The sequence below is a fragment of the Sulfitobacter sp. UBA1132 genome, from assembly GCF_002311545.1.
GTDB lineage: Bacteria > Pseudomonadota > Alphaproteobacteria > Rhodobacterales > Rhodobacteraceae > Sulfitobacter > Sulfitobacter pontiacus.
Genome location: NZ_DCAN01000011.1, coordinates 491,066 through 506,073, shown reverse-complemented (window position 1 = coordinate 506,073; position 15,008 = coordinate 491,066). Strand labels below are relative to the sequence as shown.

Sequence of the window (15,008 nt, the reverse complement as noted above, 5' to 3'; positions counted from 1 at the left end):
ATACACCTATGCGTGGCCGTACGCCTCTGCAATGGCAACCTGAAGGGCTTGTCGGGGCGTCTGGTCGCCCCAAACCGCCAGTTGCACCGCGGGATAATACCGCTCTGCGTTGCTCACGGCGGCGTTGATCATGGTATCAATCTGCTGCGCAGAGGCATCCTGCCCCCCGGCAAGAACCAGCCCGTAGCGATAAACCATCAGCTTTTGTTCCGGCCAATATGTGAAGGCACCGGTCCAGCATTGATCGTTCACATCGTTGAGCAAGTGATAGAGCACCGGCAGTTTTTCCGCGGGCGGATCCATTTCGAAGGTGCAGACAAGGCGCAGGGTTTCGTCAAAGGGCGACCACGCGAGGGTGATGGAATAGGTCCGCCACTGCCCTTCGACGGCCATCGCGATCTGTTCGTCCGATATACGGTCGAAGTCCCAGTCGTGATACGCCGCGAGATTTTCTACGATGTCGATGGGGTGAATGTCTTCTTCAAGATACTGCTCTGTCAGGGCCATGTGGTCACCTCTTTGGATCCGGGTATTCATATGCGCAGGCACATCAATACATGGGTGCATCTACCATAAATCGCCGAAGCTCTTAGCGACCTATACCAAATATGGTGCGCGCAACGCGGCCCTGAGGCAAGTCTTTTTCTGGGGGTAACCACGAAAGATAGGGGATAACCTCAGTATCTTGTGGATAAAAGCAGCATAACCCCCAATCTATAGAGCACTGACCCCGACAGACAGCATTAGAGGCGAAGATGCCACCCCGAAAATGAACACACCCGCCAAAAGGCGGGTGCGGATCACATCGTTCAACGTAGGCCGAAGGTAAGCGCGGCGATCAGCCCTTGCTGTCCATCGCATCAAGCCGCGCCTTCAGCGCTTCATTCTCTTCGCGGGCTTTTTGCGCCATGGCGCGCACCGCGTCGAATTCTTCGCGTGTCACGAAATCACGGTCTGCCAGCCAACGGTCCAGCATGCCCTTCATCGCGGTCTCTGCTTCGGTCTTGGCCCCTTGGGCCACGCCCATGGCATTGGTCATCATCTGCGAGATGTCGTCGAAAATCTTGTTGCGCGTTTGCATGGTCATTCTCTCCTGATCGGCTGTTGCTCACTATATGGTGTGCAAAGCGGGTTCTCGCAAGGTTGACTTCCGTTTACGGTCAGGCTCAATCAGCGCATGAATGCAATGCTCCCCTTCCCCGACCTATCGCCCGAGATTTTCTCGTTCACGTTATTTGGCATGACCGTTGCCCTGCGCTGGTATGCGCTGGCCTATATCGTCGGCATCCTTGTCGGCTGGCGCATCGTTGTGCGCGCCGTTGAACGGCCCCGGCTTTGGGCGGGCAATACCCCCGTCATGACCAAACAGCAGGTCGAGGATCTGCTATTCTGGGTCATTCTCGGCGTCATTCTGGGCGGGCGTCTGGGATATGTACTGTTCTATCAACCGGGCTATTACCTCAGCAATCCCGCGCAGATCCTACGGATCTGGGAGGGGGGCATGTCGTTCCACGGCGGCGCGCTTGGGGTGATCTTTGCGGGCATCGCCTATACCAAACGTCACGGCATCAGCACGATCTCTACCGGTGATGTCGTCTGTCTGGGGCTGGCACCTGGCCTGTTTCTGGGGCGTCTGGCGAATTTCATCAATGCAGAGCTTTGGGGCCGCCCCACTGATCTGCCCTGGGGCGTGGCCTTTCCCACGGTGGCCGCACAGGACTGCCCGGACATTGCGACAATCTGTGCGCGGCACCCCTCGCAGCTATATGAGGCGCTGCTTGAGGGGCTGATCCTTGGGGCTCTGCTGATCTATCTGGCATGGCGCCGCGGCGGGCTGAAATCAGAGGGGCTGATTGGCGGAGTCTTTCTGGCCGGCTACGGGGCCGCGCGTTTCATCGTCGAATTCGTACGCCAACCTGATGCGCAATTTGTCAGCGCCAACAACCCGCTGGGGCTGGCGTGGCATGTGAACGGCTGGGGGCTGACCATGGGCCAACTGCTGAGCCTGCCGATGATTGCAATCGGGGTGTTCCTGATCTTGCGGGCGACGCGCAAGGCATGACCACACTACGCGACATTCTACACAGCCGCATCGCGTCCAACGGGCCGATGCGGATCGACGAATATATGGCCACCTGCCTGCTGCACCCAACGCAGGGCTATTATACCACCCGTGACCCCTTTGGTGCCCAAGGCGATTTCACCACTGCCCCCGAGATCAGCCAGATGTTCGGAGAGCTGTTGGGCCTGTGTCTCGCGCAAAGCTGGCTCGCCCAAGACGCGCCTTCGGCCTTCACCTTGGCCGAGCTTGGCCCCGGCCGCGGCACCCTGATGGCCGATATCCTGCGCGCGACCCGTAACGTGCCCGGCTTTATCGAGGCGGCGCGAGTTACGCTGGTAGAGGCGTCCCCGACGCTGCGCGATGTGCAGGCCAAGACCCTTGCGGGGCATCAGGTGATCTGGGCCGACGGGACCGACGCGCTGCCCGACCAGCCGCTTTTTCTGGTGGCGAATGAATTTTTCGACGCGCTGCCGATCCGCCAGTTCGTCCGTGGCGATACATCGTGGCGCGAACGACAGGTTGGGCTGGCGGACGGCGCGTTGAGCTTTGGGCTGGGGCCCGAGCTGCCGCAACCCGCGTTGGCCGACCGGCTGGCCGATACCACACCCGGCGATCTGGTCGAGGATTGCACCCAGCTTGCGCCGATCCTCCACCCGGTGTCGGAACGGATCGCGACCCACGGCGGTGCCGCGCTGATCGTGGATTATGGCGACTGGCACAGTCTGGGCGATACCTTGCAGGCGCTGCAGGGCCATGAAAAAGCCGATCCGCTGGCCGCCCCTGGCCAAGCCGATTTGACAGCACACGTCGATTTTGAAAAGCTTGCCCTCGCAGCCGCACCGGCTAGCCACACTCGCATCACCCCGCAGGGCGTCTTTCTTGAACGCCTCGGGATCACTCAACGCGCACAGACCCTTGCCAAGAGCATGACCGAGGACGCGCTGAACGCCCATGTCGCCGCACATAGACGCTTGACGCATCCGTCAGAAATGGGAAATTTGTTTAAAGTGATGGGGATTTATCCTCCGCACCATAGCCCGCCCCCAGGATTGGAACCATGACGCTGGAAATACTCACCTCCGATAGTCTTGGCGACGTGCGCCACGGTTTCTTTACGCGCCGCGGCGGTGCTTCCTCTGGCGTGTTTGCCGGGCTGAATTGCGGGGTTGGCAGTTCCGACCAGCGCGAGGTCGTAGAGATCAATCGTGCCCGTGTCGCCGATGCAATGGACGTGGCACCGGACCATCTGGTTGGCGTGCATCAGATCCATTCCGCCACCGTCATTAGCGTCGATGCCCCCCTGAACGAGAAGCCCCGCGCCGATGCGCTGGTCACCGCGACACCGGGGCTGGCCTTGTCGATCCTGACCGCTGATTGCCAGCCTGTGCTGTTCCACGACGCCGAGGCCGGCGTGATCGGGGCGGCGCATGCCGGTTGGCGCGGCGCGCTTGACGGGGTGCTGACCGCCACGGTCGAGGCGATGGAAGACCTTGGCGCCACGCGCGACAATATCACAGCAGTGATCGGCCCCTGCATCAGCCAGCGCGCCTATGAGGTCGGGCCAGAGTTCATCGACGCCTTCCTAGCAGAAGATCCGACATTCGCCCGCTATTTCGCAAATGGCACCGATGACCGGATGCAGTTCGATCTTGCGGGCTTTGGCCTGAACCGCCTGCGCGCCGCGGGTGTGGGCCATGCGGAATGGACGCGCCACTGCACCTATAGCGATGCTGATCGTTTCTATAGCTACCGTCGCAGCACCCACGCGAAAGAGGCTGACTATGGCCGGCTGATCGCTGCGATTGTGCTATAGAAGCCTGAATTTAGGCAGCAATGCGACAGGCACCTGCCCAAATTTCGCCCCATAGCCAGCCAGCAGCCTGTTTGAATAGCGGCGCATTTTCTACCACAGGTCATAAATTCAAGGGTGTTCCGCGCTTTTGAGCCCGTGCCACAAACCGCGCCCAGGTCTGCTTAAATTATCTGTATTTTTTCGTGAAATGCCCAATCGGTGCCCGAAAGCATTTGCATAGTGATCCTCGACGAAAGGGCATTGCCCATAGACAATAGGATACAGAGCATGAAAACCAACGCACGCTTCATCAAATCGGTTATCGACGCTTCCAACAAGGAAGGCGTGAACCTGCCTTGGTCCCGTGGCACACGCCGCGCCGCGTTTATCGCGAAACGCGCTGCCCTGACGTCCCAGCAAAAAGCCGCCTGAACAGGGTCGGCTTATGGCCCCGGGGTTCTCGGGCCAGCCGGTGACCCTGCGCGCGACGGGCGGGTGCCTGTCCGCACAGATGGTTTGAGACCGATCACAGATATTCTATGCGCGCGGGCCTCTCTCGCGCGGATTAATCCGGATCGCAGGTGTTTCAGCGGGGGCTAGGCACGTGGGATCGACCATATAAAGGTCACATTATGACATTGCATACTGCCCCCGATTTCATCCCCTCCCCTACACATACGGCGCAATCAGCAGCCTCCCGTTCGGTTCTGCGGGAGGCGCGGGCCCGATCGACCGGACGCACCCGCGCGTATGAGATTGCGGTGCTGCGTCAGGACGGCTCCGTCTTTGTGACCGAAGGCTACGCCCCTGCCACACCGTTGTTCGAAGAACCGTTTTCCGCTTTCGCCCATGGCACGTTGATCCGCACGACCCAAGGGGAAATCCCGGTCGAAGACCTTTGCCCCGGTGACCGGATCGTACAGGCCGACGGGCTGCACACTCCGCTTCTTTGGGTTGGATCAAGCAAGTTCGTCCCTGCGGATATCGGCCATCGCACGCCGCTTGTACGGGTCATGGCGGACAGTCTAGGGCTGGCGCGCCCCTCTGGTTTCCTGACCTTCGGCCCCGCTGCGCGCATCCTGCATACGCCACAAAGTCTTCGCGGCGCAGAACAGACGCGCAAGGTCTTTACCCTGATGCGAGATCTGGTGGACGGGGTGAATATAATCGAAATTCAGCCTCCGACGCCGGTACGGCTGTATCACTTGGGTCTTGCCCGTCATGCCGCGATCAGCGTCAGCGGTCTGGAGATGGAGACATTTCACCCCGGCCCGTCGACAATCGCAGCCCTGCCGCTGCATCAACGTGACGCGTTTTTATCAATGTTTCCGCATATCGGTGGTGCCAAAGACTTTGGCCCGCTGTGCCACCCCCGCGCGTCAGAACGGTCAGACCCGATCTACGCTGCGCAATAGCCCTTAGGGTTCGCTTTTCAGACGGCTTTCCAGCACATCAAAAGGTACGCCAGGTTCGTCTTTGGCCGGGCGGATCACAAGGCTGGTTTTGACGCTTTCCACATTGGGCGTCGTCAGCAATTGTCCGGTCAGAAAGCTTTGGAAGCTCGACAGATCGGGGGCGACGCATTTCAGCAGGAAATCCACCTCGCCGTTGAGCATGTGACATTCGCGGACCAGCGGCCAGTTGCGGCACTTCTCTTCAAAGGCGGTGAGGTCGGATTCAGCCTGGCTGGCCAGACCGACCATCGCGAAGACCTGTACCTCGAACCCCAGCTCGCGCGCGTTAACATTCGCGTGGTAGCCGCGGATATATCCGCTTTCCTCAAGGGTCCGGACCCGGCGCAGGCACGGCGGTGCAGAGATGCCTACACGTTTGGCCAACTCAACGTTGGTCATGCGTCCGTCCGCCTGCAATTCGGCTAAAATTTTCCGATCAATCGGATCAAGCCGCGTCCCTGCCATAATACCCCCATAGGATTTTCAATTGTTATAGCACCAACATCGTTGGACGCAATAATCTTTCGCCGGTGCGCAATGTTCTGAATTCAAGCAAAAATCAACCGCATTTTCGATGATGGCGATCTTTGCAGGGCGGATATGCAAACTTGGGGTTTAAGGCAACCCGAGGGACGTCTATATCGGTTGGAACGCAACAAATGATACATTCTGGGGTTCTTTATCATGGCCGAAACTCGCGAAACCAAGCTTTTGATCATCGGCTCCGGCCCTGCCGGATATACTGCCGGTGTCTATGCCAGCCGCGCGATGCTGAACCCGATCCTTGTACAAGGCATCGAACCGGGCGGGCAGTTGACCACCACGACCGAGGTTGAAAACTGGCCCGGCGACAGCGAGGTCCAGGGCCCCGATCTGATGATCCGTATGCAGGACCACGCCAAGGCGATGGGGACCGAGATCATCGGCGACATCATCACCGATCTGGACCTGTCCAGCCGCCCCTTCCACGCCAAGGGCGACAGCGGCACGACCTATGTGGCCGACGCCGTGATCCTTGCAACAGGCGCACGGGCGAAATGGCTGGGGCTTGAGACCGAAGAGAAGTTCAAAGGCTTCGGCGTTTCGGCCTGCGCCACCTGCGACGGCTTCTTCTATCGCAATCAGGAAATCGTGGTCATCGGGGGTGGCAACACCGCCGTGGAAGAAGCGCTGTTCCTGACCAACTTCGCCTCCAAGGTCACCTTGATCCACCGCCGGGACGAGCTGCGCGCCGAGAAGATCCTGATCGACCGGCTGATGAAAAATCCAAAGATCGAACCGCTGTGGTTCCACCAACTGGATGAAGTCTATGGGACCGATGCGCCGCTTGGTGTCGAAGGGGTCAAGGTCAAGCACGTCGAAACCGGCGAGATCACCGATATTCCGTGCAAAGGTGTTTTCGTCGCCATCGGCCACGCGCCCGCAAATGAATTGGTCAAGGATACGCTGGAAACGCATATGGGCGGCTATGTTGTCACCAAGCCGGACAGCACCGAAACCTCTGTCCCCGGTGTATTCGCGGCGGGCGACCTGACCGACCACAAATACCGTCAGGCCGTGACCAGCGCCGGCATGGGCTGCATGGCCGCGCTAGAGGCTGAACGATTCCTTGCGGAAGTTGGCGATGACGAAGGCAAAGACACATCGCTGCCGCTTGGCTATGGAGCCGAGGTAAAAGACGACGCATAACGTTCGCCTAGGATGGCATTTGCTGGGATAAGATTGCCTTTTCCCAGCAAAAAACACGTCGCTGTCCGTAATTCGCCGCAAAGCGGCTACAAAGGTTGCCTAGCCCAATCGGTGCGGTCTATCAGCCCGAATATTCGAATTTGAACCTAAAATATTGCGAGACGCCCATGCAAACGCCCAACCTTGCTCCGATCCCTGAACTCTATGTCTCTTACGACTCGGCGCAGAAGCTGAAGGTGGAAGCTGGCGACCTGGTCAGCCATGACCTGACGCCGCGCCAGATCTGCGATCTAGAGCTGCTGATGAACGGTGGCTTCAACCCTCTTAAGGGTTTCTTGACCGAAGAAGACTATGACGGTGTTGTCGAAAACATGCGTCTGGCAGATGGGTCGCTGTGGCCGATGCCGATCAACCTTGATGTGTCCGAGAAGTTTGCCGAAGGGCTCGAGATCGGGCAGGATATTGCGTTGCGCGATCAGGAAGGCGTGATTTTGGCGGTTATGACCGTCACCGACCGCTGGGTTCCAAACAAGGCCCGCGAAGCAGAGAAAGTCTTTGGCGCGGATGACAGCGCGCATCCGGCGGTGAACTATCTGCACAACACCGCGGGCAACGTCTATCTGGGCGGCCCTGTGACTGGCATCCAGCAGCCCGTTCACTATGATTTCAAGGCGCGTCGCGACACGCCCAACGAGCTGCGTGCTTATTTCCGCAAGATGGGTTGGCGCAAGGTTGTGGCCTTCCAGACCCGCAACCCCCTGCACCGCGCGCACCAGGAACTGACCTTCCGCGCCGCGCGTGAAGCGCAGGCGAACCTGTTGATTCACCCCGTCGTCGGCCTGACCAAGCCCGGCGATGTGGACCACTTTACCCGCGTGCGCTGCTACGAGGCCGTGCTGAACAAATACCCTGCCGCCACCACCGCGATGAGCCTGCTGAACCTTGCAATGCGCATGGCCGGCCCCCGCGAGGCCGTCTGGCACGGTCTCATCCGCAAGAACCACGGCTGCACCCATTTCATCGTGGGCCGCGACCACGCGGGCCCCGGCAAGAACTCTGCCGGTGATGATTTCTATGGCCCCTATGACGCGCAGGATCTGTTCCGCGCTCATGAGGAAGAAATGGGCATCGAAATGGTCGACTTCAAACATATGGTTTGGGTCGCCGAGCGCGCGCAATACGAGGCGATTGACGAGATCGAGGACAAGGATGACATCACCATCCTTAACATCTCGGGCACCGAGTTGCGTCGCCGTTTGCAGGAAGGGCTGGAAATCCCCGAATGGTTCTCCTTCCCCGAGGTGGTCGAAGAGCTGCGCCGCACCAAGCCGCCACGCAACAAGCAGGGCTTTACCGTCTTCTTCACCGGGTTCTCCGGCTCGGGGAAATCGACAATCGCCAATGCTTTGATGGTCAAACTGATGGAGATGGGCGGCCGTCCCGTCACGCTTCTGGATGGCGATATCGTCCGCAAGAACCTGTCGTCGGAACTGGGCTTTAGCAAAGAGCACCGCGATCTGAACATCCGCCGCATCGGCTATGTCGCGTCCGAGATCACCAAGAACGGCGGCATCGCCATCTGCGCGCCGATTGCGCCTTACGCCACCACCCGCCGCGCCGTGCGCGAAGACGTGGAAAGCTTTGGTGCCTTCGTCGAGGTCCACGTCGCCACCTCCATCGAGGAATGCGAACGCCGCGACCGCAAGGGTCTGTACAAGTTGGCGCGTGAGGGTAAGATCAAGGAATTCACAGGGATCTCAGACCCCTATGACGTTCCCGCCGACCCCGAGCTGCGCGTCGAGACAGAAAATGTCGACGTCGACAACTGCGCCCATCAGGTGCTGCTCAAGCTGGAAAGCATGGGCCTGATCAAGGGGTGACCCTTTCGCCAAGTCGGATACAGAAAGGCCAGCCCTCATAGGCTGGCCTTTTACGTGCGCGTTGTTGGACGTCGTGCACAAAAAAGGGCCGCAAAACAGCGACCCTTTTTGTTTAATTTTATATGTTGCGCCTTAATGCACCATCACGGGCGCATAGTCATGATCGCGCGCGAGGCTAAAGGCGAGCTTGCGGTCACCGACCAGTGCCAGCTGCTGCCCTTCGGCGTCATGCACGGCGTATAGCTGTTTTAGCCCTTCCGCCTGCTCGCGCACTTCGAGGGGAAGGTCGGACACGGCAATCATCTTGACGTAGACGGTACGGTCCTGAACATGCGTTTCTTCGTTATGCATTTTATTCCCCTTTTCTGATCTTGATGGTCTGAACGACCTTTTCGGGCTTCGCGCGGGTGAGATCGACGTGTAGCAGGCCGTTTTCAATCAGCGCTTCGCCAACGTCTACACCGTCGGCCAGCACGAAGGATCGTTGGAACTGGCGTGCGGCGATCCCGCGGTGCAAAAAGATTCGGTCTTCTTGCGTGTCGACCTGACGGCCACGGATCACAAGCTGTCTATCCTCAACGGTTATAGAGAGATCTTGTTCCGCAAAACCTGCAACCGCAAGCGTAATGCGGTAGCTATAGTCAGATGTTTGTTCAATGTTGAACGGTGGATAGCCTTCGTTTCCGGCCTTCGCCGTACGTTCCATCACCCGTTCCAACTGCTCGAAACCCAGCATATGCGGGTAGGAAGCCAGCGTTAATTTCGTCATAAGACACGTCCTTTAAGATAAGCGACAGTCAGTCATCCGGCCCCGTATTCGGCGACCTGCATCAAATATGGGGGCCATGGGGGCAGGACGCAAGGGCTATGCCTTTGAATTGCAACCGCCTATATTCGCAGGCCTAGATATAGCAAGAATCAGCCAAACCTATGAATCCTCCCTCCGACCTGTCGATGAAGAATGACGATGTCCTGCGTGTCGAGCTTGAGGTGTTTCGCCGCGAGCATCGCGATCTCGACGATGCCATTCAAGCGCTGGTCGACAAGGGGACGGGCGATCAACTGACGCTGCAGCGGCTGAAGAAACGCAAGCTGCGCCTGAAAGACCTGATTGCCCAGATCGAAGACCGGCTGACCCCCGATATTACCGCCTGACAGCGCCCGCCAGCGGATTGCCACGCGGGCGATCATGGCTATAGTGCGCGCTTCTTATACGCTCTAGCAAAGGCCCTTTCTCATGGAAAATCCACCTGTCGGCATCATCATGGGCTCGCAGTCCGATTGGGCCACGATGCGCGAAGCAGCGACGCTGCTGGATGAACTTGGTATCGCTTACGAAGCCAAGATCGTATCGGCACACCGCACCCCCGACCGGTTGTGGAGCTATGGGAAAACCGCCGCCGACCGTGGCCTGCAGGTGATCATCGCCGGTGCGGGTGGTGCTGCGCATTTGCCCGGCATGATGGCGTCCAAGACCCGCGTGCCGGTGATCGGCGTACCGGTGCAGACCAAGGCGCTGTCGGGTGTGGATTCGCTTTATTCTATCGTGCAGATGCCCCGGGGCTTTCCGGTCGCGACCATGGCGATCGGTGCAGCAGGTGCCGCGAATGCCGCGTTGATGGCTGCGGGCATTCTGGCCCTCCAAGACCCTGCCCTTGCCGGCCGTCTTGACGCTTGGCGCGATGCGCTTAGCGCGTCTATCCCAGAGGAGCCTTCGGATGACTGAATCATTGAAGACAGGGGCCACCATCGGGATTTTGGGCGGCGGGCAATTGGGGCGCATGCTGGCCGTTGCCGCCGCACGGCTGGGGTTTCGCACGCATATCTTTGAACCCGGTGCCAACCCGCCTGCAGGTGATGTCGCCCATGCGCTGACCACCGCTGGCTATGATGACGTCGACGCGCTGACCGCCTTTGCCAAATCGGTTGATATCGTCACCTTCGAGTTTGAAAACATCCCGACAGATGCGCTGGATGTGATCGAAAACATCACCCCCATCCGTCCCAACCGCGAGGCGCTGCGCACCAGTCAGGACCGTCTGGTGGAGAAACAGTTCCTCGAAGGTTTGGGCCTGACTGTCGCGCCCTTTGCCGATATCGCGAATGCCGCCGATCTGGACGCCGCGATGACGACCATTGGCGCGCCGTCGATCCTGAAAACCCGTCGCTTCGGCTATGATGGCAAGGGCCAGTCGCGTCTGCGCAGCGCGGATGATGCGGCGAGTGCCTTGGCGGATATGGCTGGCAATCCTGCGGTGCTGGAAGGCTTTGTGAACTTCACCGCCGAAGTGTCCGTGATCGCCGCGCGCAGCCCCTCGGGCGAGGTTGCTTGTTTCGATCCGGGCGAGAACGTGCACCGCGACGGCATCCTGCACACCACCACCGTCCCTGCCCGGCTAAGCGCCGCACAGCGCATGGATGCGGTACTGCTGGCCGCCAAGATCCTGAATGCACTGGATTATGTCGGCGTGCTGGGGGTCGAGCTTTTCGTCACGCCGCAAGGTTTCATCGTGAACGAGATCGCGCCACGGGTGCATAACTCGGGTCATTGGACGCAGAACGGCTGTGCGGTGGACCAGTTCGAACAGCACATCCGTGCCGTGGCGGGATGGCCCTTGGGCGACGGCAGCCGCTATGCAGATGTGGTGATGGAGAACTTGATCGGCGACGATATGGACCGCGTGCCCGAGCTGGCGAAACAGCGCGACACGGCGCTGCATCTGTACGGCAAGGCCGACGTCAAACCGGGCCGTAAGATGGGCCATGTGAACATCGTCAAACGGCCCAGCTAGGGCACTATCCGCGCGGGCCTAGCGAAGGAACCGCGCGGCAATCTCACCGGACATATAGCTGACGCGCCCGCCCGACATCGTCAGGGCCACACGGCGCGTCTGCGCGTCGAGCACCAGCAGATCAGCCCGCTTTCCGGTGGCGATCACGCCCCGATCCGACAGCCCCAGCACCGCCGCGGGCCCTGCCGATACCAAGTGCCACGCCTGCGCCAAGGGCAATACGCCACGATCCGCCAGCATGAAGGCCGCGCGTCGTGGCGACGGGTAATGGTAGTCAGAGGCAAGCGCCCCGCCGATCCCCATCGAAATCAGGTCAAGCGCGGAAACATTGCCGTTGTGCGACCCGCCGCGCACCACATTCGGCGACCCCAGCACCACATGATCCCCCGCCGCCGCTGCGGCTTCGGCTGCCTCCTGCGTCTCGGGGAACTCGGCGACACGCACGCCACGCTTGCGCCATAGGGCGCGCCCTTCGGCGGTGGTGTCATCATGGCTGCCCATCTGGATGCCCCGCGCCGCCAGCACCTTGCACAGCCAGTCCAGCGCGCCGGGGACATCGGCGCTTTGGGCGTGCAGGTCTTCCATCATCCGCAGATGGTCGTCCGGGTTGCGCCCCGCCTTAAGCGCTTGACCTACCATGCGTTTGGGCACCTGCCCTTTCGCCAGCCGGTCGTGCGGCAGATGGTCGTTGAACACGACATAGGACAGCCCCCAATCCTGCATGCGCTGCGGCAGATCGGCGTAAAGGTCCAGCAGATGCGTCTCGAGCCGGAGCTGTCCGCGCAGGTCCGTAACCAACGTATCCGACACCTGCTGGATCGCGCCAAAGACCTGTTCGGCAAATTCATAGCCGCGCAAGCCGCCTTCCCAGCTGATGAACTGCGCCAGCACGGCGGTGGTGATGCCATTGGCGGCCAGCTCTGCCTCGGCGGCGACCAGCCCCTCTTGCATGGTTTTCATCGCACCGCGACGGGGGGCGAGGTGCCGTTCGAACCCGTCCCCATGCACATCGACGATCCCCGGCACGATCATGTAACCGTCAAGATCAACGCGCGTGGTTTGCGCCACATCGGTAATCAGCCCCTGCGCAACCGCCAGCGGGCGGGGCTCAAGCACATCCGCGCCCAAGACGTGCGCCCCCGTAAATTCAACGTTCAGCATCGTTAGCCTTTTGTCCCGGCAAGCAGGCCCCATCTGGGCAGCCGATTGAATCAAGCACTGCGTCCACGAACCCCAGCGACCGGTCGAATTTCCCTGTGTCCAGATAGGTCATCGTCTGCGCAATCACCGTCGGGTTCATCATCATGAACGTATGCGTCACCGGCAGCATCAAAAAATCTCGCATCCCGTCGACCCGCGCGGATTGGACGGACACCTTGCCATCATCGCGCCCTGGCAGCAGCGACGAGAAATAGGGGTTCAGCGATTGCGTCCCTGCGATCACGCCCAGATCAAAGGTAACCGGAGGCAACCGCAGCGGGAGGGAGTTTTCACCCGTCCCCATCTGCGCCCCTGCGGGACCGTTCATCCAGTCAAAGGCGGCAAGATCACCCAGCGTGTCCACGACCTCGCTGCCGTGATTGGGCGGGGCCAGCATCACGACGCGGCCAATACGCGCATCGCCTGTTTCGGCGACCCATTGCCGCAGAAGGATGCCGCCCATGGAATGGGTCACAAAATCAACCTTTTGCGTCCCGCATGCCGCGACTGCGTCGGGCAAGGTGCGGCGGGTCAGCTCTTCGACGGGGGCGGTGGTTGACGGGTAGCCGGGGCGCACCACGGTGTAGCCCTCGGTCTCGAGCGCGGCCTCCATCACGGCAAAGGAGGTCTCGGTCCGGGCGAGCCCGTGCAACAGCACCACGCAACGCCCCTCTCCGGCGGTGGAAAGCGGCGCTTGCGCCTGTGCCATGCCCGACAGCACGCCAAGCGAGAAAGTGATTGTGACCAGTGTTTTCATAGCTAGGGTCAAATAGACTGAAAACGCCGCATGTGAAATGCTTTGACGCATGCGCCGCGAGATTGAGGGTAAGATGGCGGAAAATAGCCCGCGTTTGGCGGTTCGTGCCGTGTTGGTCCATGAAGGCCGCTTGCTGCTGGTCAACGCCTATCCCGATGGCAAAAGCGACCTGATGTGCGCGCCCGGCGGCGGGGTAGAACGCGGCAGCGCCCTGCCCGACAATCTGGTCCGCGAGGTGTTTGAGGAAACCGGCCTGCAGATCGCCGTGGGGGTGCCCTGCTTGGTGAATGAATTCCACGACCCTCAGGGGGATTTCCATCAGGTGGATATCTACTTCCGCTGCACGGTGACCGGCTCTGCTGATGTGGACCCCGCGTGGCAGGACGCCGAAAGGATCGTGACCGACCGCCGCTGGGTCACCCCCGACGAGATGCGCGGTCTGCGGGTCAAGCCGGACAGTCTGGCGCAGGTCGCCTTTGGCAACGACCCGATCAGCTACGACCCGCTGGAGCCGATCGTGCGCTGACCGCCAGCCCGATCCCGCCAAGCACCAGCGCGGTGGCAATGACCACCTTTGCGCCCAAAGGCTCTGCCAGCAAAAGCGCACCGGCAAGAATCGCGATGACCGGCACCGATAGCTGCACCACCGCCGCCGTCGCCTGCGCCAGCCTTGGCAGTACCGCATACCACAGCGCGTATCCGAGGCCCGAGGTGACGGCCCCGCAGACCACGCCAAGAGCAATGCCCGCGGGGGTGTAGAATGTCGGCTGCACCAGAAGCAGGATAGCGACCAAGGGCGTACAGATCACGAAGTTCCCCGCGCTGCCTGCCAGCGGGTCGGAGGCACCTCGGCCAATGATCGTATAGGCGGCCCAGCCGAGCCCTGCGGCGATCATCAATACGGCGCCCAATGGGTCAACCGCCACGCCTTGCGACGGCCAAAGCACCAGCACCAATCCGGCAAAGGCCACCCCCGCCCCTAACAGCTTGCGCGGTGTCGGTGTCACGCCGAACAGCGCACCGTGGGCGAACATGGCGATCTGAACCACACCGAACAGGATCAGCGCGCCCAACCCTGCGTCCAGCGTGAGATAGGCGAGCGAGAAACCGATGATATAGATCGCCAGCGTGACCGCCCCCAGCCCCTGTTGACGTCGCAGCAAGGGCACCCGCCCGCCGCGCAGCACGACCAGCAGCGCCAAGAGCACCGCCCCCGACAACACCCGCACCACGGCAAATCCGGTGGGGTCAATATGCCCGCCGGCAATGGCAAAGCGGGTCAGGACAGAGTTGGCCGCGAAGGCGACCATCACAAGGGCGGTGAGGAAGAAAATACGCATGGCGACTGCTTAGGCTACCGACGCGCGACGTACCACGAAAAA

19 protein-coding genes are annotated in these 15,008 nt (G+C 60.6%); 11 read left to right on the top strand and 8 right to left on the bottom strand.

Annotated elements, in window-relative coordinates:
• Nucleotides 1–6: 6 nt before the first annotated feature.
• Nucleotides 7–507 (bottom strand): YbjN domain-containing protein, encoded by a 501-nt coding sequence (locus tag B4F27_RS10135; RefSeq protein WP_005849506.1) that lies wholly within the window; start codon nucleotides 505–507, stop codon nucleotides 7–9.
• Nucleotides 508–838: 331 nt separating this feature from the next.
• The gene (locus B4F27_RS10130) at nucleotides 839–1,081 is read right to left on the bottom strand and encodes an accessory factor UbiK family protein (protein ID WP_005849508.1); all 243 of its coding nucleotides are present in this window, start codon (nucleotides 1,079–1,081) and stop codon (nucleotides 839–841) included.
• 96 nt (nucleotides 1,082–1,177) lie between these two features.
• Here B4F27_RS10130 and lgt point away from each other — a divergent pair, with 96 nt between their 5' ends.
• The 5 genes from lgt (at nucleotide 1,178) to B4F27_RS10105 (ending at nucleotide 5,269) form a co-directional block, all read left to right on the top strand.
• Nucleotides 1,178–2,062 (top strand): prolipoprotein diacylglyceryl transferase, encoded by an 885-nt coding sequence (lgt, locus tag B4F27_RS10125; protein WP_074634694.1) that lies wholly within the window; start codon nucleotides 1,178–1,180, stop codon nucleotides 2,060–2,062.
• Complete coding sequence (locus B4F27_RS10120) at nucleotides 2,059–3,123, top strand: class I SAM-dependent methyltransferase (protein WP_074634695.1); 1,065 nt, start codon at nucleotides 2,059–2,061, stop codon at nucleotides 3,121–3,123. The genes lgt and B4F27_RS10120 overlap by 4 nt, the downstream gene beginning before the upstream one ends.
• Nucleotides 3,120–3,875, top strand: a complete 756-nt coding sequence (gene pgeF, locus B4F27_RS10115; protein ID WP_286759585.1) for a peptidoglycan editing factor PgeF — start codon at nucleotides 3,120–3,122, stop codon at nucleotides 3,873–3,875. Before B4F27_RS10120 ends, pgeF begins: the two co-directional genes overlap by 4 nt.
• A 267-nt stretch (nucleotides 3,876–4,142) precedes the next feature.
• Nucleotides 4,143–4,286 (top strand): hypothetical protein, encoded by a 144-nt coding sequence (locus tag B4F27_RS10110; protein ID WP_005849514.1) that lies wholly within the window; start codon nucleotides 4,143–4,145, stop codon nucleotides 4,284–4,286.
• Between the two features lie 200 nt (nucleotides 4,287–4,486).
• Nucleotides 4,487–5,269, top strand: coding sequence for a Hint domain-containing protein (locus B4F27_RS10105; RefSeq protein WP_286759584.1), 783 nt, complete (start codon nucleotides 4,487–4,489; stop codon nucleotides 5,267–5,269).
• Between the two features lie 3 nt (nucleotides 5,270–5,272).
• On the opposite strand, the gene B4F27_RS10100 is transcribed toward B4F27_RS10105, so the two are convergent.
• Nucleotides 5,273–5,773, bottom strand: a complete 501-nt coding sequence (locus B4F27_RS10100) for an Lrp/AsnC family transcriptional regulator (protein WP_005849518.1) — start codon at nucleotides 5,771–5,773, stop codon at nucleotides 5,273–5,275.
• A gap of 219 nt (nucleotides 5,774–5,992) precedes the next feature.
• Here B4F27_RS10100 and trxB point away from each other — a divergent pair, with 219 nt between their 5' ends.
• Nucleotides 5,993–6,997 carry a thioredoxin-disulfide reductase gene (gene trxB / locus B4F27_RS10095; protein ID WP_005849520.1) on the top strand — a complete coding sequence of 335 codons (1,005 nt, stop codon included), beginning with the start codon at nucleotides 5,993–5,995 and terminating at the stop codon, nucleotides 6,995–6,997.
• A 167-nt stretch (nucleotides 6,998–7,164) separates the two neighbouring features.
• Entirely contained in the window at nucleotides 7,165–8,877 is a 1,713-nt protein-coding gene (locus B4F27_RS10090; protein WP_037966127.1) for a bifunctional sulfate adenylyltransferase/adenylylsulfate kinase, read from the top strand.
• A gap of 132 nt (nucleotides 8,878–9,009) precedes the next feature.
• Here B4F27_RS10090 and B4F27_RS10085 read toward each other — a convergent pair whose 3' ends face one another.
• Complete coding sequence (locus B4F27_RS10085; RefSeq protein ID WP_009825186.1) at nucleotides 9,010–9,228, bottom strand: DUF1150 family protein; 219 nt, start codon at nucleotides 9,226–9,228, stop codon at nucleotides 9,010–9,012.
• 1 nt (nucleotide 9,229) lies between these two features.
• Complete coding sequence (locus tag B4F27_RS10080; protein ID WP_005849527.1) at nucleotides 9,230–9,646, bottom strand: Hsp20 family protein; 417 nt, start codon at nucleotides 9,644–9,646, stop codon at nucleotides 9,230–9,232.
• Nucleotides 9,647–9,807: 161 nt separating this feature from the next.
• On the opposite strand from B4F27_RS10080, the gene B4F27_RS10075 reads away from it, so the two are divergent.
• The 3 genes from B4F27_RS10075 (at nucleotide 9,808) to B4F27_RS10065 (ending at nucleotide 11,669) form a co-directional block, all read left to right on the top strand.
• A complete protein-coding gene (locus tag B4F27_RS10075) occupies nucleotides 9,808–10,032 on the top strand; it encodes a YdcH family protein (RefSeq protein ID WP_005849528.1) in 225 nt (74 codons plus the stop codon).
• An 82-nt stretch (nucleotides 10,033–10,114) separates the two neighbouring features.
• Nucleotides 10,115–10,603, top strand: a complete 489-nt coding sequence (purE, locus tag B4F27_RS10070) for a 5-(carboxyamino)imidazole ribonucleotide mutase (protein ID WP_286759583.1) — start codon at nucleotides 10,115–10,117, stop codon at nucleotides 10,601–10,603.
• The gene (locus B4F27_RS10065) at nucleotides 10,596–11,669 is read left to right on the top strand and encodes a 5-(carboxyamino)imidazole ribonucleotide synthase (protein WP_286759582.1); all 1,074 of its coding nucleotides are present in this window, start codon (nucleotides 10,596–10,598) and stop codon (nucleotides 11,667–11,669) included. The genes purE and B4F27_RS10065 overlap by 8 nt, the downstream gene beginning before the upstream one ends.
• An 18-nt stretch (nucleotides 11,670–11,687) precedes the next feature.
• Here B4F27_RS10065 and B4F27_RS10060 read toward each other — a convergent pair whose 3' ends face one another.
• On the bottom strand, nucleotides 11,688–12,830 hold the full coding sequence (locus B4F27_RS10060) for an alpha-D-ribose 1-methylphosphonate 5-triphosphate diphosphatase (protein ID WP_286759581.1): 1,143 nt from the start codon (nucleotides 12,828–12,830) through the stop codon (nucleotides 11,688–11,690).
• Nucleotides 12,817–13,626, bottom strand: coding sequence for an esterase/lipase family protein (locus B4F27_RS10055; RefSeq protein ID WP_074634700.1), 810 nt, complete (start codon nucleotides 13,624–13,626; stop codon nucleotides 12,817–12,819). The genes B4F27_RS10060 and B4F27_RS10055 overlap by 14 nt, the downstream gene beginning before the upstream one ends.
• A 49-nt stretch (nucleotides 13,627–13,675) precedes the next feature.
• Here B4F27_RS10055 and B4F27_RS10050 point away from each other — a divergent pair, with 49 nt between their 5' ends.
• Nucleotides 13,676–14,152, top strand: coding sequence for an NUDIX domain-containing protein (locus tag B4F27_RS10050; RefSeq protein ID WP_286759580.1), 477 nt, complete (start codon nucleotides 13,676–13,678; stop codon nucleotides 14,150–14,152).
• Here B4F27_RS10050 and B4F27_RS10045 read toward each other — a convergent pair.
• Nucleotides 14,118–14,966, bottom strand: a complete 849-nt coding sequence (locus tag B4F27_RS10045; RefSeq protein WP_286759579.1) for a DMT family transporter — start codon at nucleotides 14,964–14,966, stop codon at nucleotides 14,118–14,120. The genes B4F27_RS10050 and B4F27_RS10045 overlap by 35 nt on opposite strands.
• Nucleotides 14,967–15,008 lie beyond the last annotated feature (42 nt).

Excerpts from the sequence above, each read along its gene's own strand:
- B4F27_RS10135 (WP_005849506.1), bottom strand. The coding sequence starts at position 507 with ATGGCCCTGACAGAGCAGTATCTTGAAGAAGACATTCACCCCATCGAC.
- B4F27_RS10130 (WP_005849508.1), bottom strand. The coding sequence starts at position 1,081 with ATGCAAACGCGCAACAAGATTTTCGACGACATCTCGCAGATGATGACC.
- lgt (WP_074634694.1), top strand. The coding sequence starts at position 1,178 with ATGAATGCAATGCTCCCCTTCCCCGACCTATCGCCCGAGATTTTCTCG.
- B4F27_RS10120 (WP_074634695.1), top strand. The coding sequence starts at position 2,059 with ATGACCACACTACGCGACATTCTACACAGCCGCATCGCGTCCAACGGG.
- pgeF (WP_286759585.1), top strand. The coding sequence starts at position 3,120 with ATGACGCTGGAAATACTCACCTCCGATAGTCTTGGCGACGTGCGCCAC.
- B4F27_RS10110 (WP_005849514.1), top strand. The coding sequence starts at position 4,143 with ATGAAAACCAACGCACGCTTCATCAAATCGGTTATCGACGCTTCCAAC.
- B4F27_RS10105 (WP_286759584.1), top strand. The coding sequence starts at position 4,487 with ATGACATTGCATACTGCCCCCGATTTCATCCCCTCCCCTACACATACG.
- B4F27_RS10100 (WP_005849518.1), bottom strand. The coding sequence starts at position 5,773 with ATGGCAGGGACGCGGCTTGATCCGATTGATCGGAAAATTTTAGCCGAA.
- trxB (WP_005849520.1), top strand. The coding sequence starts at position 5,993 with ATGGCCGAAACTCGCGAAACCAAGCTTTTGATCATCGGCTCCGGCCCT.
- B4F27_RS10090 (WP_037966127.1), top strand. The coding sequence starts at position 7,165 with ATGCAAACGCCCAACCTTGCTCCGATCCCTGAACTCTATGTCTCTTAC.
- B4F27_RS10085 (WP_009825186.1), bottom strand. The coding sequence starts at position 9,228 with ATGCATAACGAAGAAACGCATGTTCAGGACCGTACCGTCTACGTCAAG.
- B4F27_RS10080 (WP_005849527.1), bottom strand. The coding sequence starts at position 9,646 with ATGACGAAATTAACGCTGGCTTCCTACCCGCATATGCTGGGTTTCGAG.
- B4F27_RS10075 (WP_005849528.1), top strand. The coding sequence starts at position 9,808 with ATGAATCCTCCCTCCGACCTGTCGATGAAGAATGACGATGTCCTGCGT.
- purE (WP_286759583.1), top strand. The coding sequence starts at position 10,115 with ATGGAAAATCCACCTGTCGGCATCATCATGGGCTCGCAGTCCGATTGG.
- B4F27_RS10065 (WP_286759582.1), top strand. The coding sequence starts at position 10,596 with ATGACTGAATCATTGAAGACAGGGGCCACCATCGGGATTTTGGGCGGC.
- B4F27_RS10060 (WP_286759581.1), bottom strand. The coding sequence starts at position 12,830 with ATGCTGAACGTTGAATTTACGGGGGCGCACGTCTTGGGCGCGGATGTG.
- B4F27_RS10055 (WP_074634700.1), bottom strand. The coding sequence starts at position 13,626 with ATGAAAACACTGGTCACAATCACTTTCTCGCTTGGCGTGCTGTCGGGC.
- B4F27_RS10050 (WP_286759580.1), top strand. The coding sequence starts at position 13,676 with ATGCGCCGCGAGATTGAGGGTAAGATGGCGGAAAATAGCCCGCGTTTG.
- B4F27_RS10045 (WP_286759579.1), bottom strand. The coding sequence starts at position 14,966 with ATGCGTATTTTCTTCCTCACCGCCCTTGTGATGGTCGCCTTCGCGGCC.